The following is a 21,496-nucleotide window of genomic DNA, read 5'->3' on the forward strand; positions in this document are numbered from 1 at the left end:
TGTTATGACCAACCCAAGAGTAGAAAATGTGGTAATTATCGGTTCCGGGCCAGCAGGTTACACAGCAGCCATCTACGCGGGACGTGCTAACCTCAAGCCAGTGGTATTTGAGGGCTTCCAAGCTGGAGGATTGCCTGGTGGACAGCTCATGACAACGACGGAAGTAGAGAATTTTCCTGGCTTTCCGCAAGGAATAACAGGCCCCGAATTGATGGATCAGATGAAAGCTCAGGCGGAACGTTGGGGTGCTGAACTATATACAGAAGATGTTATTGAAGTTGACTTAAGCCAGCGTCCGTTTACTGTCCGCTCTGAAGAAAGGGAATTTAAAACCCATAGCTTAATTATTGCCACAGGTGCAACAGCAAAAAGGTTGGGACTGCCTTGTGAAGGGCAGTTTTGGAGCCGGGGTATTTCTGCTTGTGCGATTTGCGACGGTGCTACACCGATTTTTCACGGAGCAGAGTTGGCTGTCGTGGGTGGTGGCGACTCGGCGGCAGAAGAAGCTATTTACCTTACCAAGTACGGTTCTAAGGTGAATTTGCTGGTGCGCTCAGAAAAAATGCGGGCTTCTAAAGCTATGCAAGACCGTGTTTTAAGTAACCCTAAAATCCACGTGCATTGGAACACTGAACCTGTGGATATATTTGGTAACGGCCACATGGAAGGGGTGAAAATCCGTAACAATAAAACTGGTGAAGAAAGCGAACTGCACGTTAAAGGATTATTCTACGCGATTGGTCACACTCCCAATACCTCTTTATTCAAGGGACAAGTCGAACTGGATGAAGTGGGTTACATTGTCACCAAGCCCGGTTCTCCAGAGACAAGTTTAGAGGGTGTTTTTGCTGCTGGTGACGTGCAGGATCATGAGTATCGTCAAGCGATTACTGCTGCGGGTAGTGGCTGTATGGCAGCAATGTTGGCAGAACGCTGGTTGTCGTCGAATGGTTTGATTCAAGAGTTCCATCAGGTGTCGCAAACTCCAGATAATGATTTGCAGCCTCAGCCAACTGACTACAGAACTCCCTCCGACACTGAATTTGATATTAATGGGACACGCTATGAAGGGGGTTATGCCCTCAGGAAGCTTTTCCACGAGAGCGATCGCCTACTCATAGTCAAATACGTCTCTCCTGGATGCGGCCCTTGCCACACTCTCAAGCCAATATTAAATAAGGTAGTGGATGAATTTGACGGTAAAATCCACTTTGTCGAAGTTGACATTGACAAAGACCGAGACATTGCCGAAAATGCCGGCATCACAGGGACACCAACAGTTCAGTTCTTCAAAAATAAGGAGCTCGTGAAGGAACTCAAAGGCGTCAAACCTAAAAGCGAATATCGTCAGTTGGTGGAAAGTAATTTGTCATAGTAATTAAGTGTTGAGTTTTGAGTTTTGGGTTGACAAAATGTTTCTGGAAACTCAAAATTCATTACTCATTACCTCTAACTCATAACTATATGAGCCTGATCAAACCCCAACTGTCAAAAAGATTTTTAATTTTTACTAAAAGTCCTACCCTTTCTCACCAGTTAATGCTTGTAGGGTTAGCCATCACCCTTTTTTTCATATTCCTAGCATTGTTTGCTCCTTTGTTTGTGAGTTGGGGATGGCTGCAAAACCCCGCAGAGTTATTAAGTAACGTTCCTCTTGAGCCACCCTCAGCCAAGCATTGGTTCGGTACTGATAGCTTGGGCTATGATGTATTCTCACGCACAATTTTAGGTGCAAAAGCTGCACTGCAAGTTGTTTTGCTAGCTACCGCACTGAGTATGGTGATCGGTGTGCCTTTGGGTATGGTGAGTGGCTATGTTGGCGGTAGATTAGACAAGATGCTGCTGTTTTTAATGGATAGCATCTACACTCTACCGGGGTTATTGCTTTCGGTAACGCTGGCGTTTGTAGTGGGGCGGGGAATATTAAATGCCGCGATCGCCATTAGCATTGCTTACGTTCCTCAGTATTATCGAGTTGTTCGCAACCACACCGTCAGCGTTAAAACGGAAGTCTACATAGAAGCAGCACAAGCGATCGGCGCTAATACCTGGCAAGTACTTTCTCGCTATTTATTTTTCAACGTCATTCAAAGCGTACCCGTACTATTCACCCTTAACGCTGCCGATGCCATTCTGATTTTGGGTGGATTGGGCTTTTTAGGTTTAGGATTACCAGAAGAAGTGCCAGAATGGGGACACGATTTAAAACAGGCTTTGCCTGCACTATCTACAGGCATTTGGTGGACTACACTTTTTCCGGGGCTAGCGATGACATCAATGGTGGTGGGGTTATCGCTACTGGGTGAAGGGTTAAATGAATTTATTAATCCCCGTTTGCGGCGAGAAAATGGTATTCGGAAATAGTTAATGGTTTAGGGAGCCGATTACGCTCAAAATGACAGCGATCGCGTAGTGTGTTTGGTGCAATGTCCAGGCATACTACTCTTCCACATAGTCTACTAACTACCAACATTTGATAATTTGATTTGCTAGTCTATTATTTGTTGTAATTCACCTGAGAGAATTGTGTGAAAGATAATCTTTCTTTAGTTGCAGCGGCTGCTGGTGGCTTTATGCTCTCTGTTGCCCTTGCTGGCATTTTGCGGGGTACGCCCCTCCCATCTTGGCAGGCGCAAGCCAATTTTCATTCGTCTTCAATGACTTATATCAGTCAAGCTACAGTTGGTACGAGCGAAATTAACCATAAAAAAACTAACCACAGATAATAAGGCAGTCCCGATGAAAAAATTTCATCACTAAGCATGAAAAAGGAATCTTCCCCTAAACCCCACACCCCTATACCCTTACACCCCTGTTTCAATTCAGAAGGCAGAAAGGGTATTGTGGTGACACCAGAAGTAATTGGTATTGACTTGGGGGGAACAGCAATTAAGCTAGGGCGCTTCACAGTTGATGGCACTTGCCACAAGTCTTTAACTGTAGCGACTCCCCAACCTGCAACTCCAGAGACAGTAATAGCGACAATGGTGGATGCGATCGCCCTACTCGATCCGCAAAATCAGACTATAGCCATTGGTGTTGGTACTCCTGGGCCTCCAGATGCAGCTGGAAGAATTGCTAAACTTGCTATTAACCTGCCAGGATGGTGCGATGTTCCTCTTGCTGACGCTCTAGAAGCAAAAACTGGCAAACCAACTGTTGTGGCTAACGATGCTAATTGTGCGGGTTTGGGAGAGGCTTGGTTAGGAGCTGGGCGCTACTTTCAAAATCTGATTTTACTAACTTTGGGAACTGGTGTTGGTGGGGCAATTATTCTAAATGGCAAATTGTTTGTAGGGCATTATGGAGCAGCTGGAGAGTTGGGTTTAATTACCTTCAACCCTGATGGCCCGGCGTGTAATAGTGGTAACCAAGGTTCTCTAGAACAGTACGTCTCAATTACGGCAATTCGTCGCTGCACTGGTAAAGATCCAGCAGAATTGGGCGCTCTAGCAAAAGCGGGAGATCCTCAAGCTTTGGCTTTTTGGCAGGGGTACGGTAGAGACTTAGGTATCGGGTTAACTAGTTTAATTTACGTACTGACACCGGAAGCGATCGTCATTGGTGGTGGTGTCAGCGCTAGTGCTGAGTTTTTCTTACCAGCAGCCAAAAGAGAAATTGAAAAGCGAGTGTTGAGAACATCTCGCGTGGGTATACAACTTTTAGCAGCGGAATTAGGCAATTCTGCCGGGATGTTAGGTGCAGCAAAGTTGGCATGGCAAAAAGTTAGTTTATAGCCCACAGTTAGAAATGGGTAAAAATTTTTACATTTATGATGTTTAACTTCAAAAAATTAAGCAAAGTTCAGCTTTCTGCCTTGTCATTGATAGGTATATCCTTATTGTCTGCTTGTTCTTCTCCTACCACCGAAAAATCTACTCCAGGCAGTAGCAATAGCGATACTTTGCGACTTCTCTATTGGCAAGCACCAACTATCCTCAATCCCCATTTATCCCAAGGTAACAAAGATTTTGAGGGCAGTCGAGTCACTTACGAACCCCTTGCCACTTACAATAAAGACGGTAAATTAATCCTTTTTCTAGCTGCGGAAATTCCTACCGTTGAGAATGGCGGCATAGCGAAAGATGGCACTTCAGTAACTTGGAAACTCAAGCAGGGGGTTAAGTGGTCTGATGGTCAACCTTTTACAGCACAAGATGTGGTTTTCACTTACCAATTTCTCTCCAACCCGGCTGTAGGTGCCACTAGTACTGCCTATTATGAAGCTGTCAAAAGTGTTGAAGCTGTTGACGATTATACCGTCAAAATCAATTTTAAGAATATCAATCCAGCTTGGTCGTTACCTTTCGTTGGCGAAAATGGGATGATTCTGCCTCGCCATATTTTTGAGAAATATAACGGCTCTAATGCTAGGGAGGCTCCAGGTAATTTACTTCCTGTCGGCACTGGCCCTTACCGAGTAGTGCAATTCAAGCCCGGTGATATTATCATCTATGAGCCTAATCCTGTGTTTCGCGAAGCCAGTCAGTCTTTGTTTAAACGAGTAGAACTCAAGGGTGGGGGCGATGCAACTTCGGCTGCTAGAGCAGTACTTCAGACACAAAACGCAGATTTTGCTTGGAATCTCCAGGTAGAAGCTTCCATCCTCAAGCAACTGGAAACATCTGGTAAAGGTAAATTACAAGCTGGCTTTGGCGCTGAAGTAGAGCGAATTTTGATTAATCAGACAGATCCCAACCAGGCAACGCAGGAGGGTGAACGCTCAAGTCTCAAATTTCCCCATCCTTTTTTTAGCGACCAGAAAGTTCGTCAGGCTTTTAGCTATGCTGTTGATCGCGACACTATTGCCAAACAATTATATGGTGCGATCGGTCGTCCGGCTGTGAACCTTTTAGTTGCACCTGATATTTATAATTCACCTAATACTAAATACGAATTTAACTTGCAAAAAGCTGCTGCCTTACTGGATGAGGCTGGATGGAAAGATACAAATAGCAACGGCATCCGAGATAAAAATGGCAAGGAGATGAGCGTTCTTTTCCAAACTTCAGTTAACCCGCTGCGTCAGAAAACTCAAGAAATTGTTAAACAAGCATTAACATCTATTGGTGTCAGGGTAGAACTTAAAAGTATCGATCCGAGTATTTTCTTCTCAGCCGATCCTGCTAATCCAGATACCACTCTTCACTTCTACGCTGATATGCAAATGTTTACTACAGGTAATACCAGCCCAGATCCAGGTGCCTACATGAAGAGTTGGACTTGTGATGAAATTCCTCAGAAAAAGAATAATTGGTCGCGACAGAATACTTCACGCTACTGCAATCCTCAATACGATGCCCTTTGGAAACAGTCTGCAACTGAGTTAAATCCCCAAAAGCGTCAGCAGCTATTTATTCAGATGAACGATTTGTTAATTAAAGATGGGGCGGTTATTCCCTTAATTGTTAGAGCTAACGTTGTTGGAGTCAACAATAAACTGGTTGGTGTAGACACAACTCCGTGGGATGCAGATACTTGGAATATTAAGGATTGGAGGCGAAAGTAGGTAGTGGGAATTTGAAGTATGAGAATCACACCACAACGCAGTAGACAGATATTTGGTAATCCCGCACCACCCCAGACGGTATGGGAAAAACAATTTGATTATTTTGACTCGGAATTAAAGAAGGTAGCTCAAAAAGACTGGCGTAAAATTACTGGAGAGGATCTTTGGTACTACTTTCACGACTTGGCCTATGTTGAACTACAACTAGATTTATTTAAGTACCTATTTCCAATATGTCTCAATTACTGGTACGAGACGCTGATGAAGAATCAGTCAGCCGCTTGTGGTGATGCCGAGTTCCACTATTCTTTATACCGTGGCAAAATACTAGAGAAAATGATGACTCCAAGGGTTAGAGAAGCTATTTACAACTTCTTCCACGATGGACTGATTGCTCGGATTGAGGCGGAGCGAGGATTTATTTACACCAAAGCTTCGACACCAGCCTATGCATGGATACAAAGATTCAACAGTATTGGGTATGTAGCCCCAATTATCAATAGAATTTGGACAACTTGGTGGAAACTTGACCACTCTGGCAAAGCGGTTTCGGCGATAATGTACGCTTCCGGACTAATATATTTAGAAGGGGAGAACCCAATTTTTGGTATGTGGACACCAGAAGACGGAGGCGGAGGCCCCTACTTGAATGAGAGTGATGCCAGTATCTATGATGTGGGCTGGCTGAATGAGAATTTAGAATTTTTGAGGAATACGCTGTCTGTTCAATACATACAAAAAAAGCTTAAGCAAGCGGCAGATACATTGCAGTTAGAACCTGAAAAAAATATGGCTTATCAAGTGGCAGAAGATGCACAAACAAGAGGTGAAGTCATAGAACTTTGTATTGAAGATTTACTAACAAAACTCTCAAAACCGTTATTAGGAAAATAACAAAACCTGTCTGCTAGAGTAGTCTAGGATCGAAAGCATCTCTTAAACCATCACCTATATAGTTAATACTTAGGACTGTGAGAAATATTGCCATCCCCGGAAAAATCACCATATAGGGAGCAAATTCCAAAAAGTTTTGTGCTTCATAAAGCATTCTTCCCCAGGTTGGTACATCTGGCGGAAAACCCAAACCAAAAAAGCTGAGGGTAGATTCGGTAATAATTGCCGTACTAACTGCCAGCGTAGCAGCAACTAATACTGGACTGATGACATTAGGCAGGATGTGCATCCAAATCAGCCGCAAAGGGCTAGCGCCAAGAGCACGAGCAGCTGTGACAAATTCCATTTCCCGCACCGTCAAAAAACCAGCTCGGACTAATCTCGCTACAGACATCCAATTGAGTCCACCAATAACCAGGACTACCAAGACAAATATACCTAACTCCGGCCCTGCGATCGCTCTAATTGCATCACGAAACAGAAATATCACTAATAGTAAAAGTGGTAGTCGCGGTAAAGCCAAGCACAAATCGGTGCAGCGCATTAAAATCATATCTAGCCAACCGCCAAAAAAACCAGAGATTGCACCCATAAGCGTACCCAATAATATTGCAACAACCATCGAAAAAATACCGACGGCAAGTGATATTCGTCCCCCATACAATACTCTAGCTAATATATCTTGACCAAGGTCATTTGTACCAAAGGGATGTTCCCAACTGGGGGGAAGGGTAGATTGAGCAAAGTCTACTTTATTAATGGGAGTGGTGTATACTAAAGGGCCAAATACGACACTTAACACGATTATTAGCAGTACGACGGTAGCTAGCATAGCGGGACGATTGCGGCGAAATTTGCGCCATGCATCTTGTCCGGGTGTCCCTTGTACAGCAGTAACACCGATTGTGACAGGAGAAATTCCAACTTCTGGGATTGGATCGGGCGATCGCTTAAACATAAATTTTTCCAACTACTTCGTATACTTAACGCGAGGATCTAGTAAACCATAGAGAATGTCTGCTATTAGATTAAAAACAACAATCAAAATTGCATATATAAAAGTAATTGCCATCACAACTGGTGTATCGTTGCGATAAATAGAGTCGATTAATAATGCACCAATACCAGGGACACGAAAAACTTGTTCTGTGACTAAAGCACCTGTAAAAATATTAGGAATATCTAACGCCACTAGTGTGACTACAGGAATGAGAGCATTCCGCAAAACGTGACGATAAATAACCGCAAATGTAGGTAAACCCTTAGCATAAGCTGTACGTACGTAATCTTGATGAAGGTTTTCTAATACCTCAGAACGGACAAAGCGCATTAGCATTGCTGCTTGCCATAGTGCCAACACACATACAGGCATAATCGACTGTTGAATTTGAGCTACAAAACTCTGCCAATCTGTCACTTGTAAAGTGCTGTTATAAATAAAAGGCAACCATTTTAATTGGACACTGAAAATAATAATAAACAGTAAGCCTGTAAAAAATGTCGGTAGAGAAAACCCAAAAAAAACTAGAGTTGTTAAAATCATGTCAAAAATGGAATGGCGTTTGAGAGCCGAGACTACTCCCAAAGGAACAGCCAATATTACACCTAAAACGTAGGCAGAACCAACCACCCACAATGTTGTCGGCAAACGTTGAAGAATCAGCGCACCAACTGGACTACGGCTAGTGAAAGAATAACCCATATCTCCAGTCAAAAAAGCTACAAACCATTTGACATAACGGATATGGATCGGCTGATCTAAACCTAAGGATCTTCTGACATTTTCCCGAACTTCGGCTGTAAGAGAGGGATTGAGTGCAAATTCTCCCATCGGATCGCCTGGAGCCAATGCTAAGATAGCGAAAATTATGATACTGATGGCAAATAGCGTTGGGATGGAAATTAGTAGACGATTGATTAAATATTTGGTCATTGCCTAAAGAAATTGCTTTATTCGGTAAAGCAGCAATAATTAACCTAATCTATCTTACTTTATTCTTATTTCAATCTTATTTTTGAGTCTAAACTTAGGCTAAAGCAGTGGTGAATGTCTTTGTATAAAAGGTATTAATCATCATTGATTCTTTTAACTTATCTGGTAATCACTTTTTTGAATACTGTTTGCGCTTTAAGGTAATAGAAGAAGCAAATACTTTTTTGGTGGTAACAAAATCAGCTGTAAAAACGAGGGCGGCAACAATTACATTTGTTAACACCTTGATTGGAAGTTTCATAATTTATTCTCTGGAAGGATTTATACCTATTTTGGATTCAAACCATTGATTCATAGGTTATTCCAGAATTTTGAAACATGACTGCTTATCCCAATTTGGGATGATTGCAGAAATACATAGTTACAAATAGGACAGTATGGCAGATTGTAATTGCGATAAAAAACAAGCATTTCTCTAAATATGAACTATGCCATTGCCTTCAGGTTAACATTGAGAAATCACTCATCCAGTAATTTTTTTTAAATCTTGCAGCACTTCACCAGCTGTTTGATAGCGATCGCTAAAGTGATAGCGCACCATCTTATCTAAAATCGCTGCTAATGTTTCGTTAGTTTGTGCTTGGTGACGCCATTCTACAGTACCAGTTTCGGGATGGGGTTGAAGTTCATGTGGTGGCACACCTGTAATCGCTTGAATGGCAATCATCCCCAAAGCGTAAATATCACTACACAAGCGAGGATGTCCAGCAAATTGTTCTGGTGGAGCATAACCTCGTGTACCGATAGCGACTGTCGCTAATTCGGTTTGATCAATAGTTAGAGGTTGCATCATTTTGACTGCACCAAAATCAATTAATACTAGCCGATTATCTGTATCAGATCTGATAATATTACTCGGTTTGATATCTCGATGAATAACACGATGTTCGTGAACAAATGTTAGAACTTCTAAAATTCCTCTTAGCATTTCAATTACATATGATTCATTTTTCACATCTTGAGTTGGTGATAATTCTTCACTAAGAGGATGTCCAGAAATATATTCTTGTACTAAATAAAATTCTTTATTTTCTTCAAAATATGCTAATAATTCGGGAATTTGCGGATGTCTACCTAAAATTTCTAGAATTTCCGCTTCTGCATCAAATAATCTTCTGGCGACTTGCATAAATTTTGTATCTCGACGAGCTGGCATTAGTTGTTTCACGACACAACTAGGGCTGCCCGGACGTTGGCTATCTTTTGCTATATAAGTGCAACCAAATCCACCAGAACCAAGTACTTTTGCAATTTGGTAGCGTCCGCCCAAAATAAAGTCACCAGTTGCTTTTTCTGCTTGATCTAGTGTGTCTGAAGAATGAATGTGCTTATCTTGAATGCCTGTGCTAGTTTCTCTTAACAGTGTATTTAATTGTTCAATTGCTTCTTTTTGCTTTTCAACTTGCAGGATAATTACCTTAGTTTGTTGCTGAGTTTGGTAAGTAGTGTAAGCCATAACACTAACACCACTTAAAAGCAAAGTTAAGGCAGGTGGTACGATTGGTAACCACCCTCCTTGCAGAAATAACAAATAGCACACTCCCACCAAACCACCCAAAGAAATTCCGCCAGCCAAACCCAAACGCAAGGGGTATCGCAATCGCCAAGCCAAAAAGCCACCTATTATTGCCCAGCCCCATATCCACACGGCTTCCATCCAGTTAGATAAATACCAAATGAGAGGACGCCCATCTAGCACTGTACTAATCATCTCACTTGCTACCTGTGCATGAATCAAGACAGCAGGCATTCTTGGTGGATGCTGCGGTGAAGCGCTGTAGGGTGTATAAAAGCCTGGATGAACGCTACGGGCAGTAGTACCGATAATTACGAGACGGTTTTTTACCAAATTAGAATTTACCTGATCTCGTAAAACTTGAGTCAGAGTTACTTGCTGGGCAAAGTTAGAGGGATTACGATAATTGAGTAGGATTTGATAGCCCTTTGCATCTATATTTTCATAACCACCTGAATTCTCTAACAAAGGTGGGAATGTGGTTTTACCTATATAAAAATGGTCTGCGTTGTTGAAATTATATTCAACACCTTGTTTTTCTAAATATTTAATTGCGAGTAGAGCTGCAAAGGAGTATTGAGTTGTACATTTGCGATCGCTAGAACCAGCAAATAATAAACTGCGACGAATAATACCATCGTTATCTGCAATCACATCACTAAAACCTACCCTATCTACAGGGAAATTTAGTGGTGGTGGAATCTCTGGACTACCCATACTGCTGAATGTGCAGTAAGTGATAATATTATCCAGATTTTTAAGACCAGATCCTAAATTTTTCTGCTTGGAACGGTCGATACTTAAACCAATTATCCGTGGTTGATAAGATTGTAGTTTTGCTAAGAGTTTATTGATGGTATTGTCTGGCACAGAAAAATCTTCTGACCCCAGATCCTCTTCTGTGACAGTAACCAGCAAAATACGGGGATCTGGTGCTTCCTGGGGACGTAACCGCAACATTTGATCGTAAGCACTTAATTCCCAAGGCTGCAACCATTTTAAATGACGGACTCCGAGTACTAAGATTGTGGCTCCTACACTAGTAAGAAATATGGCTTGCAGCCAATTTTTGAGAGCAGCATCCTGAGGAAGTTTATCTTTCACCAATGAGAGACGGAGTTGTTGTAGAAGTCGCTTAATCACGGCGTTGTGGCTGTAGCCAGGATTTGGTAGACGTTGCTGAGTAGGGAAGTTAAATTTATCCCAAGTATTCTCAATGTACCAATTTAGTTGCTAAGGTTTAGCTTTGGGTTTATTGTGACTTGGCTTTGTATGACTCCACGCTCATTGTAAGTTATTCCGTAAAGCTGACAAATTCTGAAGTAGGGGGAGTGTCCATAGGAGACGCAAGGACGCGGGGACAAGAAGACAAGGGGATATGGAACGGAGATAAGAAGAGAGAAACAACCACTGTAGGGGCGGGTTTAAAAGATAAATTGTCGATGTCAGTGAAAAATTATAAATAAAACCCGCCCCTACCAATGACCAATGACTATTTACTTTTTGGAATCACATATCTTATTCCGCCTCTAGAACCAACAGTATCACCTTTGTAACGCGGAATAATATGAATACTGGCGTGCATCATATTTTGCCCTGCATCTCTATTGATGTTCATGCCCACATTGAAACCGTTTGGTTCAAATTCTTGACTGAGAATGGCTTGCACTTTATTAACCATAAGCCAACAAGCGGATTGCTCTTTCAACGGTAGCTCAAAATAATTACTGACGTGGCGCTTTGGAATAACCAAAACGTGACCTTTACTAACAGGATAACCATCAAAAATAGCATAGGCTGTTGCTGATTCAGTTAGTATTGTTAGGTTTTGATGAGGGTTGCAAAATAGGCAGTTATTGGAAGAATTTCTTTGTCGGTTATAGTGTCTGTATTCGTAAATTTCGTAATAATCATCTAGGTATATTGATTGAAAAGGCAGTTTTACAATACATTGATATGTAGGTTTTTGATGAATATAATGTTCTCTAAATCCTTCTTTTTTTATATCTCTTCTTACTGCATAATAAGCTTTCCCACCCGGTTTCAATAAATGCGATACTCCCATGAGAACATTTGCTTGCTCTTGAGAGAATAAAACATTTAAAACGTATAAGCAAATAATAGTATCAAATTTTTCGTTAGGGTACTGGGGAAAATAATACGGATCGTAACCTATAATATTAAATCCTTTTTGTTGTAATAATTTAACATCATTGCCAAAGCCACAACCAAAGTCTAATATTTTACCTTGAAGTAGATTTTTTGCTAATAAAAACTGTGCAGGTACTGATAAGTGAATTCTTTCTATGGCTGTGAGGTGGCTATATTTATTTTTTTGATTTTTCATCTGCTAGGGGAGATGGAGAAAATAGTTAAGCTTAAAAAAGCGCGATCGCTACAATCCACGCTTTTTTCTCGGCGATTTTAGAAACACTAGTATTATTTACTACATTCTATCTAACTTCAGAAAAATCACCAGTATTTCAACTAAAAACTATTCTGATGGGAGTAACCTTTACATGCAGCAAAAACAGCCGCAATTAGATAAATCTAGTAATTTTACTGAAAAATATCTAAAACTATACACCGAAATGTAGCTATTTGCGTTTATGGCTTTGTCTATTTCCACAAAAGTACGATTGACTCTTTTTTGGTAAATTGCATTTGTGAATCTAAAGATGTCTAGTTAAGTTTTGGTATGGAGCGCAAGAGTTTTCTTTCGGCACGAGTGTATTGACTACATTTATAACAGAGTAGATTGAGATATGAAGCGATGTTCTCTGACAAAAAATGTAGATTTAAGTCCCGATCAAGATATGACTTTGCACTCTCACTTTTTAACTGATGGTAAACTTTTAGTTCTGATTAATTGTTCTCAACTACAACTAGTTTTGCTGGAATATGCTCGTCGCTTTTCAATTGAAACTTTGTTTGGTTGCTTTGCTTTAAATCTCGTGGTTTTCGTCTAGAAATTAGGCATATTTCTCTCAAAGGCGATCGCATCAGCAAACTATACTTGAGCGAAGGTAGGCTTATTATGTATAGCTCCAGGCTTGAGCCTGTGAGCTAATAATTAAGCATACTAATTTATATGCTAATGACTAAGCAGTTACCTTAGTTTTAGACCAAATACCGTTTTCATCTTCATCAAATTTTTGATGAACGGCTTCCCAAGCTGCCTGTTCTGCCTGAGCTTGGTCGTTCGTTTGGTCTAGTATACTGTTATAGCGTTCAATAAATGTAGTTTGAGCATCTGGTGAAAGATGAGAGCGTACCTCTGGAGATAAATCTTCTGGGCTACCACAACGACCGGAACAAGGATGAGGAAGCGCCTGCTCCATTATGTGGATTTCTTCACCACCAGCGCCTTGCATCAACTTTTGAAACTCTTCAGCCCGGTTACTTGGAACTTCCGCCATTACCAAAAACTCTCCAGCTTGTAGACGAGTTTGATAAACAGCAGCTTTCTCTTCTGGCATTCCTATAGCTACTAATGCAGATACTAACCCTGCACCTGCACTACCGGCGATCGCTCCACTAGCAGCTCCTAGCAGTACTGCACCGATTGGGCCTGCTGCTACAATTGGCCCAACAAAGGGAATGAATAATACGCCTACACCTGTAAGCAAACCCAGCAAAGAGCCGAAGAAAGAACCAAAAAGTGCTCCTTGTCTCAAACCTCCCAAAATCACATCTCTCTTGGTAATGAAACCAGCAATTCGAGTTTGTGATTGGAAATTTCTGCCCATGACTGAAATATGGTCTCTAGGCACACCCTGGTCTAACAACTGCCGAAGAACATTATCTACTTGGTTCTGTTCTTTAAAAACAGCCGATATGGTACGCTCCGCTTTATATTCTTCAGCCATTTAATACTCCTTATTATTTTGTTTTTTGGACATACCAGATTGAGGAATGAGTAGGTAGATGCAAATATGCACTCAAACCTCAATCTATCAAACCTAAACTCTTACTAATGATGTAAAACCCTATCTGCTCTTGCCTAAACACCTACAGGAGTTTTCTTTTCAGTCGCTGGTTGAGAACCATCTGCTTCTAAGGCTTGTCCTTCAATAAAAGAGCGCAGCATCCAAGCCATCTCTTCATGTCCTTCCATTAGTCCAGTTAAGAAATCAGCAGTTCCTTCATCATGGAAATCTTCAGAACACTGATCTATATGCTCACGAAGATTGCGAATTACTTGCTCATGATCATCTACCAATCTAGCCACCATACCGGTTGCTGTGGGGACATCACCACCATGCTCTTTAATGGTGCCATTCTTCAAAAATCCTTCCATTGTGCCAATGGGATAACCACCTAAAGCACGAACCCGTTCAGCTATGGCATCGATGTTTTCTGTCAATTGTTGGTACTGTTCTTCCCAAATCTCATGCAGACTGCGGAACTGAGGGCCAACTACATCCCAGTGGTACTTTTTCGTTTTGACTACTAGCAGATAGGCATCTGACAAGTCTTTGTTCAACAGATTAATTACACCATTACGTTGTTCTTCACTTAAACCAATATTGAGTGGACGCATTGCTTTTCATCCCTAAGCTGTTTTCTTTCTTCTCTAACTTCACAAATTCAACATAGAAATTACATCAACCTCTAGAATGATTGTGTTACTAAAATTAATCTATGTATCGTCAGATGTATTATTTAGTTTAATTTCTTCAAGAACTCTTTTTAATTCTCTCTTAACTTACTATAATCAATCAGTCAGCACTAAAATTGATTTAATTTTTAGTTTTTTATTTGCAGTTTTTGTGTGCAGATCAAAACTAAATTTCTATCAAAAAATCAACATTTAAGCATTAAATATAAACATTTGGAAAGCAATAAACTTCCCAAATGTTTAGTACTAATACTCAAGGTATATGAAACAATAATTCAAAAATTAACCCCAGCTTTTAATTCAATTTACTGGGGTCGATGTTTCTGAAGAGATTTATTGATTACCTGTTACTTTTTTCAAGAAGTTGCTAACTTCTTCTTCAACGGAGGTTGCTTGTTGAGAGTTTTCTGGACGATTCATTTTTTCAACGTCAGCAGCACCTTGAACCTCGTTCAGTCCACCGCCACTTGTCCGTTTCTGAGTTTCTTCCAGTCCCAGAGGTGGCTTGCTTGCTGATTCATCAGTTCTACGCTGAGTTTCTAGCAATTGATCAGTAGCTTCTTGAGGATTACTTTTGTAGCTGTCGATTGCAGCAGCAGGCAAAGCATTAGACAATAAGAGTAAAGCACATGTGAATGCTAAAACTACAAAACGCATGGGACGTAAAAATGAAGCAACAATTTTTTGCATTTAACTTACTCCAAGAATGAAATTTTTGATTAACTCAATCAGAAAGTTTAGAAATAAAAGATGCTGAAAGCAATACTAAAATTAATGCTAAACCAATTATGTTTATGGTAATATTGGCATTAACACATAACTAGTTGCTCTCCGATTTACTTTCTTGTTTTCGTCTAGTGATTTTGACTTTAGAAAGTCAATCTAGGCTTATTATTTTTTTAATTTGAAAAGGTGAATGCGTGAATCGACCTGCGGGCTGAAATTTTGTCTATTAATTCTAGAAAAATAATCTCTCTATAGATAGATATTGCCTTTAGGGTTTTGTTAGATGAACTACCTATTTGTGGAATCTTAGCGATCGCAAAACCTGAATGAGAACGAAGCATCTCTATCTGAATTTGAAGGCAGAAGGCAGTTCCGATGAAAAAAATTCACAGCTATGCATGAAAAATCCTTCCCCTGACTCTCTCCTTCACAAGAAGAGGAGTGGCGTAGCTGGGGTGAGTGAGGTAACTTTCAACTCAGAAGGGATCAAGATTTTTATCCGTTGTTGTGTAATTTAATCACATGAGTGTCTGATTTGCCATCAGGCAATGCCACATAATAAAAGGCACAATTGATAGAAGGAGTGGAGGTAGGTTTGTGCAGCACAAAGATTTGAACAACCAACAAACCAAAAACAAGAGTAAGTCACTGCCTTCTGGGTTGATCGTTCGTTCGGGAAAACTCGTGTGGACAACTCTCTGGCAAGTCATGATGTCAAGGCTTGCCCCCCGTAGCAAGTCAGGAGAATACATCCGCCCCGCAAGTCAGTTTCGGAATTTTATCAGTACAGAAGTCGGCAATTTATACCAACCACAAGCAGGACGCTATCGCCTTTATGTTGGTTTAGGGTGTCCTTGGGCGCACAGAACTTTAGTTGTGCGATCGCTCAAAGGGCTAGAAGAGGCGATTCCAGTCAGCATTGTGTCTCCTTCTCCCAACGAGGGCATCTGGATTCTTAATAAAGAGGAAGAAGGTTGCCGCACTCTTCCCGAATTTTACAATTTGGCAGTACCTGGTTACAAAGGACGCGCTACCGTTCCCGTACTCTGGGATATGCAAAACAAGGTGATCGTGAATAACGAAAGCTCAGAAATCATTGTGATGTTAAACTCCCAGTTCAACGAATTTGCAACTAATCCCACACTCGATCTCTATCCAGAGGAACTGCGGGAACAAATTGACAGTTGGAACGAAAAAATTTATCACACGGTAAATAACGGCGTGTATCGCTGTGGCTTTGCCCAAACTCAAGCAGCATACGATCAAGCATGCAAGGAGTTATTCAGCACTTTAGACGAAATTGACGCAGTATTAAAAACAAGTCGATATCTGTGTGGAGATAGGGTAACGTTAGCGGATGTACGTCTGTTTACCACTCTATTTCGTTTCGATATCGTCTATTACGGACTATTTAAGTGCAATCGTCACAGAATTCAAGACTATCAGAATTTAGGGGCTTACTTGCGTGATTTATACCAGTTACCAGGAGTTGCTAGCACCTGCGATCCAGAAAGTGTGAAGCGAGACTATTACGGCAACCTTTTCCCACTTAATCCGGGTGGAATTATTCCTTATGGCCCTGATATTACTAGCCTGATGGAACCACATCACCGTGAAAGCATCGGCAAGGAAATGGGAAATAGGTGACAGAGGAAAGGGGACAGGTGACAGGCAACAGAGAAGGAATACAGTAATTTCGCTCGTGTTGAAAGATGGCTAGATATTTATGTGTAGACACTTAGATGACAGGAAATAGAGAAGAGAAATCTCAAACTATTTTAAATTTTTATTTGCTAATTAGGAAATACTAATCAGTGTATTCTTTTTCTTGCTTGATAATCAAATAAAGCTCCCGAACTAACTACAGTTCTTTGATCTCCTGTGGAGATGGGAATTTATCTATTTTGTAAAGCCATGTAGAGAATACTTTACTCTACACTGGAAAATTTTGTCGCTTGCATAACGCACAAGCTTCGCTTCATCATGCCCACTTTTTGCTTGTTAAACGATATTGCATAGCGAAATGTAAAAAACTAGTTAAGAAATCTGAAGTTGCTTATAAAAACGTAACAAAATCAACATACAAACAAAATTCACCTACACCGCTTGATTGCGGTGTTAAAGGAGGATTAAACAACTAGTTTGGCAGCAACCTAATTAGATCTAAATCTAATTAGATTATCACAGTTTATGAAGACGGAACAATTTCAGATCTTGCTACGTTTTTTGAAAGCTTTAGCGGATGAAAGCCGATTAAAAATTTTGAGTATTCTCGCTAATCAAGAGTGCAGTGTCGAAGAATTGGCAGTATTACTACAATTAAAAGAGCCGACAGTATCCCATCATTTAGCAAGACTAAAAGAAGTACATTTAGTAACTATGCGTCCTGAAGGTAATACTCGTTTGTACCTACTAGATAGTGAGACTTTGCAAAGCGTCAGTAAGGACATTTTAACGCCAGAAAATATAGCTTCTTGGGTTGAAGATGTAGATACAGAAGCATGGAAAAGCAAAATACTCCAAACTTATATAGAAGCAGAGCATCTTAAAGAAATTCCTACTAGCCGCAAAAAACGTCTGGTGATTCTAAATTGGTTAGCGAATAAATTTGAAGTGGGGGTTAGGTATCCAGAACGTATGGTTGATAATATTATCAAACGTCATCATCCTGATTTTGCCAACATTAAGCGGGAGTTAATTGATAACCATTTTCTGCAACGAGAAAACGAGGTTTACTGGCGTTCTCCATCAGAAAACAAGGTTAGTCGATAGTCAACAGTCACTCATCATTGGTCATTGGTAGGGGCGGGTTTGATTTATAATTTTTCACTGACATCGAGAATTGATCTTTTAAACCCGCCCGTACAGTGGTTAGTGGTTAGTAGTTAGTAGGGGCAGGTTTTGCTGATAATCTTGCCGTTCAAACGAATAATTTATCTTCTAAACCCGCCCGTACAGTAAGTGGTTTATGACTCCCCTTGTCTTTGCGTCCTAATTTCCTACCTGCGCTCTTGCGCAAAGCGACTTGGTGTAGTAGCCACTTTTCGTCTACTGCCTCTGGGCAGTGGCTACAACGGGGGGAAACCTCCGAAGTTCTGAGCCTCCTTGTGGAGGAGCTTGCGCTAACAGAGGAAACTTCCGCACCCTTAAGGGAAGCCGTACCTACAGAAGCCGCTCCGCGTCTACCGCGTCTACAGACTTCTCTGCAAATGTGCTGCTCTCTGCCCCCCTCCTGCCTTCTGTACTCATTTCCCCAAATAAGCCTCTAAAACTTGGGGATTACACTGAATTTCCTGTGGTATACCATTAGCTAAATTTTGACCTTCGGCAAGTACCCAAACGCGATCGCACAGCGACATAATCACATCCATATTGTGTTCAATAATCAAAAAAGTCATGCCTGTCTTATTCCAATTGACAATGCGATCGCAGATCTCATCAATTAATCTAGGATTGACACCAGCAGCAGGTTCATCCAACAAAATCAACTTAGGGTTAGTCATCAGCGCCCTGCCGATTTCCAAGAGCTTGCGTTGTCCTCCAGACAAACCACCAGCGTAATCATAGGCTTTGTGTGCCAAACCTACCGATTCTAAAATTAACATCGCCCGTTCTCGGTGTTGTTTTTCTTCTTTAGCAACCACATGGGGTTGGAATTGCACTTGCCAAAAGTTTTCGCCAGTCTGTTTTTGCGCTGCCAACATCAGATTTTCTAGTACCGACAACCGCGAGAGAGCACGGGCAACTTGAAATGTACGTACTAAACCTTGCTGGGCGATTTGATGAGGCTGCAAGTGCTGAATTGGCTCGCCGTCAAAAATTACCCGTCCTTTATCGGGACGGATAAAACTAGACAATAAATTAAATAAAGTCGTTTTCCCAGCACCATTGGGGCCGATCAAACCAGTTATACTGCTAGCTGGTACTTGAATTTCGGCATTTTGCACCGCCTTAATGCCGCCAAAGCTTTTGCAAAGTCCACTTGCAGCTAATAAAGGAAGTTGGGATGAGTCGTTATTTACCAAGGGTAAGCTCCTCCTTTTTGCCTAAAATACCTTGAGGACGCCAAATCATTAGTACCATCAAGATCAGTCCTATTACCATAATGCGAAATGCACCTAACTGATCGGAGGAAAGGTTGGTAAAAATTCTAGGTAAGAATTCACGAGTCAGCGTGTCGTAAGCAAAGTAAATAACTGCGCCCAGAATAGTGCCGATATTATTACCAGAACCTCCCAAGATCACCATAATCCAAGCATCAAATGTTAGCTGGGGTTGAAAATTATCAGGGTAAATAGCGCTGAGTTGCCAGGCAAACAAAGCACCAGCGATCCCAGCGATCGCACCACCCAACATAAAGGACTGCAATTTGTACCAAAAGACATTTTTACCCAGCGCTTTAGGAACCTCTTCATCTTCGCGGATAGCTTTGAGGACTCGTCCCCAAGGCGATCGCACCAAAACTTCCAGTCGCCAGAACACAAATGCCAATACCAACAGCGACAACAGCATCAAACCTGCTTTCGGATCGTAATTATACAGGGCAATCACTCCTGAAATATAAATTACTGCTGACAGCAGCCCCAGTAAAATTCCTATTACCAAACGCAAAATAAATTCTGGCTTTTTACCTACTCGTTTGGGTGAATCAACTACCAATGATGCACCTGTGGGGCGAATCCAACGCCACAGCCAATAAAAAGTTATGCCTGCGCAAAGTGTCAACAGCCCGATCATTATTAATTTGACAAACAAATTTGGTTGTAAAGTAGCTAGTGGGATTGGATAACTTTGTATACCGAACGCCCCAGATATCCAAGTGTCACCCACGGGTAAATCCTGATTATTAACTATCAAACGAATTAACTCTCCAACACCGATAGTGACAATCGCCAGGTAATCTTCCCGCAAGCGTAAAGTTGCAAAACCAATTAACAAGCCCAATAAAGCTGCGACAACTGCACCGATCGCTGCTGCTACCAGTAAGGGAACGCCTTTTAAACTTAACAATACTGTTGTGTATGCTCCTAAAGTTAGGAATACCACATGACCAAAGTTAATTAAGCCTGTAAAACCCCATTGTAAATTCAGTCCTAAAGCAAACAAAGCAAAAATAGATGTAGAAATTGCTAAAAAAACAAGATATTGAATCATAGGAAGTTAGTTAATAGTCATTGGTATTGGTAGGGGCGGGTTTTATTTATAATTTTTCACTGACATCGAGAATTTATCTTTTAAACCCGCCCGTACAGTAGTTAGTGGTTAGTAGGGGAGCCAGTGCGTTGCGGTGAGTCCAGCACTCTTGGGAGGATAACACGAGCGCAGTGGCTGTGCTTCCCGTAAGGGTATGCGAACCCCCGTACTCCTACTCTACGAGAAGGGCTACGCCCAACAGAGAACCCGCAGGGTATCCGAAGGGCTTCTCGCAGAGTACCGGAGGGTTAGTGGGTAGTGGTTTTGTTGATGATATGAACGGTTAAAACCGACAATTTATCTTCTAAACCAGCCCGTACAGTGGTTGTTTCCCTCTCTTCTTGTCTCCTTGTCCCCCTGTCCCCGCGTCCCCGCGTCCCCGCGTCTCCTTGTCTCCCTGTCCCCTGTCACCTATCCCCCGTTAATCACAGCTTATTTTATGGGAAAACTAAGTATTGATTGTGTTTAGCGGATAATATTTATGAATTTGCTGCGACTTAGAATCCATCACTTAATTGAGCAGTTAGCTGATGAAGAACTAAACTTGGTTTGGAATACTATCTACAATTTACATTGTGATTTTTACATACTAGAAGCTATACAAGAAGTCAAGCGATCGCAACAACCTTGGGATACTCTCACCCATGAAGAGGCTACCCAATTGTTAATTGCTAATAGCTAATGGCTAATAGTTACAATGAGCGATTAACCATTAACTATTGACTATACACATGGAAGTGCGTTACGCACGGTCTTTTTTAATAGACCTCAAGAATTTAGAGTCGGCTGCCTATCAGCGGATTTATAACTTTGTTTTTTTTGAATTTATAGACAAGGGGCTACTGCATTACCTACCAGAAATGCGGCAGATAGATAGCAATGGTATTTTTTACCGCTTGACTATGGATAATTACTTAATCGGTATAGAACAGAGAGGGGAAATTGTGAAATTTCTACGAGTCATACCAATGCCAGATGTTTAGGGCGAGCAGTGAATTAACACTAAAAACTGTATAAGAGGGAAAGGTATGGCTCAAACGTTGG

At 41.3% G+C, this 21,496-nt stretch carries 21 protein-coding genes; 11 read left to right on the plus strand and 10 right to left on the minus strand.

Going from position 1 to position 21,496, the window contains the following annotated elements; all coding sequences use genetic code 11:
* Window positions 1-4 precede the first annotated feature (4 nt).
* The 6 genes from trxB (at window position 5) to U2718_RS06130 (ending at window position 6,403) form a co-directional block, all read left to right on the plus strand.
* The gene (gene trxB / locus U2718_RS06105; RefSeq protein ID WP_341997805.1) at window positions 5-1,375 is read left to right on the plus strand and encodes a thioredoxin-disulfide reductase; all 1,371 of its coding nucleotides are present in this window, start codon (window positions 5-7) and stop codon (window positions 1,373-1,375) included.
* 89 nt (window positions 1,376-1,464) lie between these two features.
* Window positions 1,465-2,364: an ABC transporter permease gene (locus U2718_RS06110; RefSeq protein ID WP_341997807.1), complete on the plus strand. Its 900-nt coding sequence runs from the start codon at window positions 1,465-1,467 to the stop codon at window positions 2,362-2,364.
* 164 nt (window positions 2,365-2,528) lie between these two features.
* Window positions 2,529-2,726, plus strand: a complete 198-nt coding sequence (locus U2718_RS06115; RefSeq protein ID WP_341997809.1) for a hypothetical protein — start codon at window positions 2,529-2,531, stop codon at window positions 2,724-2,726.
* Between the two features lie 117 nt (window positions 2,727-2,843).
* Entirely contained in the window at window positions 2,844-3,737 is an 894-nt protein-coding gene (locus U2718_RS06120; RefSeq protein ID WP_341998101.1) for an ROK family protein, read from the plus strand.
* 35 nt (window positions 3,738-3,772) lie between these two features.
* Window positions 3,773-5,509, plus strand: coding sequence for a peptide ABC transporter substrate-binding protein (locus U2718_RS06125; protein WP_341997811.1), 1,737 nt, complete (start codon window positions 3,773-3,775; stop codon window positions 5,507-5,509).
* 18 nt (window positions 5,510-5,527) lie between these two features.
* Entirely contained in the window at window positions 5,528-6,403 is an 876-nt protein-coding gene (locus tag U2718_RS06130; RefSeq protein WP_341997813.1) for a hypothetical protein, read from the plus strand.
* 13 nt (window positions 6,404-6,416) lie between these two features.
* On the opposite strand, the gene U2718_RS06135 is transcribed toward U2718_RS06130, so the two are convergent.
* From U2718_RS06135 to U2718_RS06155, 5 genes are all read right to left on the minus strand, one after another.
* Complete coding sequence (locus U2718_RS06135; protein WP_341997815.1) at window positions 6,417-7,361, minus strand: ABC transporter permease; 945 nt, start codon at window positions 7,359-7,361, stop codon at window positions 6,417-6,419.
* 12 nt (window positions 7,362-7,373) lie between these two features.
* Window positions 7,374-8,336 carry an ABC transporter permease gene (locus tag U2718_RS06140; RefSeq protein WP_341997817.1) on the minus strand — a complete coding sequence of 321 codons (963 nt, stop codon included), beginning with the start codon at window positions 8,334-8,336 and terminating at the stop codon, window positions 7,374-7,376.
* A 169-nt stretch (window positions 8,337-8,505) separates the two neighbouring features.
* Window positions 8,506-8,637: a hypothetical protein gene (locus U2718_RS06145; RefSeq protein WP_341997819.1), complete on the minus strand. Its 132-nt coding sequence runs from the start codon at window positions 8,635-8,637 to the stop codon at window positions 8,506-8,508.
* 222 nt (window positions 8,638-8,859) lie between these two features.
* The gene (locus U2718_RS06150) at window positions 8,860-11,055 is read right to left on the minus strand and encodes a CHASE2 domain-containing serine/threonine-protein kinase (RefSeq protein WP_341997821.1); all 2,196 of its coding nucleotides are present in this window, start codon (window positions 11,053-11,055) and stop codon (window positions 8,860-8,862) included.
* A 349-nt stretch (window positions 11,056-11,404) separates the two neighbouring features.
* A complete protein-coding gene (locus tag U2718_RS06155; RefSeq protein WP_341997822.1) occupies window positions 11,405-12,259 on the minus strand; it encodes a bifunctional class I SAM-dependent methyltransferase/HIT family protein in 855 nt (284 codons plus the stop codon).
* Window positions 12,260-12,677: 418 nt separating this feature from the next.
* Here U2718_RS06155 and U2718_RS06160 point away from each other — a divergent pair, with 418 nt between their 5' ends.
* On the plus strand, window positions 12,678-12,881 hold the full coding sequence (locus U2718_RS06160; protein ID WP_341997824.1) for a hypothetical protein: 204 nt from the start codon (window positions 12,678-12,680) through the stop codon (window positions 12,879-12,881).
* A 132-nt stretch (window positions 12,882-13,013) separates the two neighbouring features.
* On the opposite strand, the gene U2718_RS06165 is transcribed toward U2718_RS06160, so the two are convergent.
* The 3 genes from U2718_RS06165 to U2718_RS06175 form a co-directional block, all read right to left on the minus strand.
* Window positions 13,014-13,781 carry a ChaB family protein gene (locus tag U2718_RS06165; RefSeq protein ID WP_341997826.1) on the minus strand — a complete coding sequence of 256 codons (768 nt, stop codon included), beginning with the start codon at window positions 13,779-13,781 and terminating at the stop codon, window positions 13,014-13,016.
* A 134-nt stretch (window positions 13,782-13,915) separates the two neighbouring features.
* A complete protein-coding gene (locus tag U2718_RS06170; RefSeq protein ID WP_341997828.1) occupies window positions 13,916-14,455 on the minus strand; it encodes a Dps family protein in 540 nt (179 codons plus the stop codon).
* Between the two features lie 411 nt (window positions 14,456-14,866).
* Window positions 14,867-15,223: a hypothetical protein gene (locus U2718_RS06175; protein WP_341997830.1), complete on the minus strand. Its 357-nt coding sequence runs from the start codon at window positions 15,221-15,223 to the stop codon at window positions 14,867-14,869.
* A gap of 633 nt (window positions 15,224-15,856) precedes the next feature.
* On the opposite strand from U2718_RS06175, the gene U2718_RS06180 reads away from it, so the two are divergent.
* Together U2718_RS06180 and U2718_RS06185 are read left to right on the plus strand one after the other, a co-directional pair.
* Window positions 15,857-16,906: a glutathione S-transferase family protein gene (locus U2718_RS06180; RefSeq protein WP_341997831.1), complete on the plus strand. Its 1,050-nt coding sequence runs from the start codon at window positions 15,857-15,859 to the stop codon at window positions 16,904-16,906.
* A gap of 543 nt (window positions 16,907-17,449) precedes the next feature.
* Window positions 17,450-18,031: a metalloregulator ArsR/SmtB family transcription factor gene (locus U2718_RS06185; RefSeq protein WP_341997832.1), complete on the plus strand. Its 582-nt coding sequence runs from the start codon at window positions 17,450-17,452 to the stop codon at window positions 18,029-18,031.
* Window positions 18,032-18,504: 473 nt separating this feature from the next.
* On the opposite strand, the gene U2718_RS06190 is transcribed toward U2718_RS06185, so the two are convergent.
* Window positions 18,505-19,284 (minus strand): ABC transporter ATP-binding protein, encoded by a 780-nt coding sequence (locus tag U2718_RS06190; RefSeq protein WP_341997833.1) that lies wholly within the window; start codon window positions 19,282-19,284, stop codon window positions 18,505-18,507.
* Window positions 19,274-20,413 (minus strand): branched-chain amino acid ABC transporter permease, encoded by a 1,140-nt coding sequence (locus tag U2718_RS06195; protein WP_341997835.1) that lies wholly within the window; start codon window positions 20,411-20,413, stop codon window positions 19,274-19,276. Before U2718_RS06195 ends, U2718_RS06190 begins: the two co-directional genes overlap by 11 nt.
* A gap of 520 nt (window positions 20,414-20,933) precedes the next feature.
* On the opposite strand from U2718_RS06195, the gene U2718_RS06200 reads away from it, so the two are divergent.
* Window positions 20,934-21,134, plus strand: a complete 201-nt coding sequence (locus U2718_RS06200) for a hypothetical protein (protein ID WP_289788251.1) — start codon at window positions 20,934-20,936, stop codon at window positions 21,132-21,134.
* A gap of 49 nt (window positions 21,135-21,183) precedes the next feature.
* Window positions 21,184-21,435, plus strand: coding sequence for a cytotoxic translational repressor of toxin-antitoxin stability system (locus U2718_RS06205; RefSeq protein ID WP_341997838.1), 252 nt, complete (start codon window positions 21,184-21,186; stop codon window positions 21,433-21,435).
* The last annotated feature ends 61 nt before the right edge of the window (window positions 21,436-21,496 follow it).

It is taken from the genome of Chlorogloeopsis sp. ULAP02 (genome assembly GCF_038404745.2).
Lineage (GTDB): Bacteria > Cyanobacteriota > Cyanobacteriia > Cyanobacteriales > Nostocaceae > Chlorogloeopsis.

What these genes read in the sequence shown, in the direction of transcription:
- trxB (WP_341997805.1), top strand. Translation starts at nt 5, where the DNA reads ATGACCAACCCAAGAGTAGAAAATGTGGTAATTATCGGTTCCGGGCCA.
- U2718_RS06110 (WP_341997807.1), top strand. Translation starts at nt 1,465, where the DNA reads ATGAGCCTGATCAAACCCCAACTGTCAAAAAGATTTTTAATTTTTACT.
- U2718_RS06125 (WP_341997811.1), top strand. Translation starts at nt 3,773, where the DNA reads ATGATGTTTAACTTCAAAAAATTAAGCAAAGTTCAGCTTTCTGCCTTG.
- U2718_RS06130 (WP_341997813.1), top strand. Translation starts at nt 5,528, where the DNA reads ATGAGAATCACACCACAACGCAGTAGACAGATATTTGGTAATCCCGCA.
- U2718_RS06135 (WP_341997815.1), bottom strand. Translation starts at nt 7,361, where the DNA reads ATGTTTAAGCGATCGCCCGATCCAATCCCAGAAGTTGGAATTTCTCCT.
- U2718_RS06140 (WP_341997817.1), bottom strand. Translation starts at nt 8,336, where the DNA reads ATGACCAAATATTTAATCAATCGTCTACTAATTTCCATCCCAACGCTA.
- U2718_RS06145 (WP_341997819.1), bottom strand. Translation starts at nt 8,637, where the DNA reads ATGAAACTTCCAATCAAGGTGTTAACAAATGTAATTGTTGCCGCCCTC.
- U2718_RS06155 (WP_341997822.1), bottom strand. Translation starts at nt 12,259, where the DNA reads ATGAAAAATCAAAAAAATAAATATAGCCACCTCACAGCCATAGAAAGA.
- U2718_RS06160 (WP_341997824.1), top strand. Translation starts at nt 12,678, where the DNA reads ATGAAGCGATGTTCTCTGACAAAAAATGTAGATTTAAGTCCCGATCAA.
- U2718_RS06165 (WP_341997826.1), bottom strand. Translation starts at nt 13,781, where the DNA reads ATGGCTGAAGAATATAAAGCGGAGCGTACCATATCGGCTGTTTTTAAA.
- U2718_RS06170 (WP_341997828.1), bottom strand. Translation starts at nt 14,455, where the DNA reads ATGCGTCCACTCAATATTGGTTTAAGTGAAGAACAACGTAATGGTGTA.
- U2718_RS06175 (WP_341997830.1), bottom strand. Translation starts at nt 15,223, where the DNA reads ATGCAAAAAATTGTTGCTTCATTTTTACGTCCCATGCGTTTTGTAGTT.
- U2718_RS06185 (WP_341997832.1), top strand. Translation starts at nt 17,450, where the DNA reads ATGAAGACGGAACAATTTCAGATCTTGCTACGTTTTTTGAAAGCTTTA.
- U2718_RS06195 (WP_341997835.1), bottom strand. Translation starts at nt 20,413, where the DNA reads ATGATTCAATATCTTGTTTTTTTAGCAATTTCTACATCTATTTTTGCT.
- U2718_RS06200 (WP_289788251.1), top strand. Translation starts at nt 20,934, where the DNA reads ATGAATTTGCTGCGACTTAGAATCCATCACTTAATTGAGCAGTTAGCT.
- U2718_RS06205 (WP_341997838.1), top strand. Translation starts at nt 21,184, where the DNA reads ATGGAAGTGCGTTACGCACGGTCTTTTTTAATAGACCTCAAGAATTTA.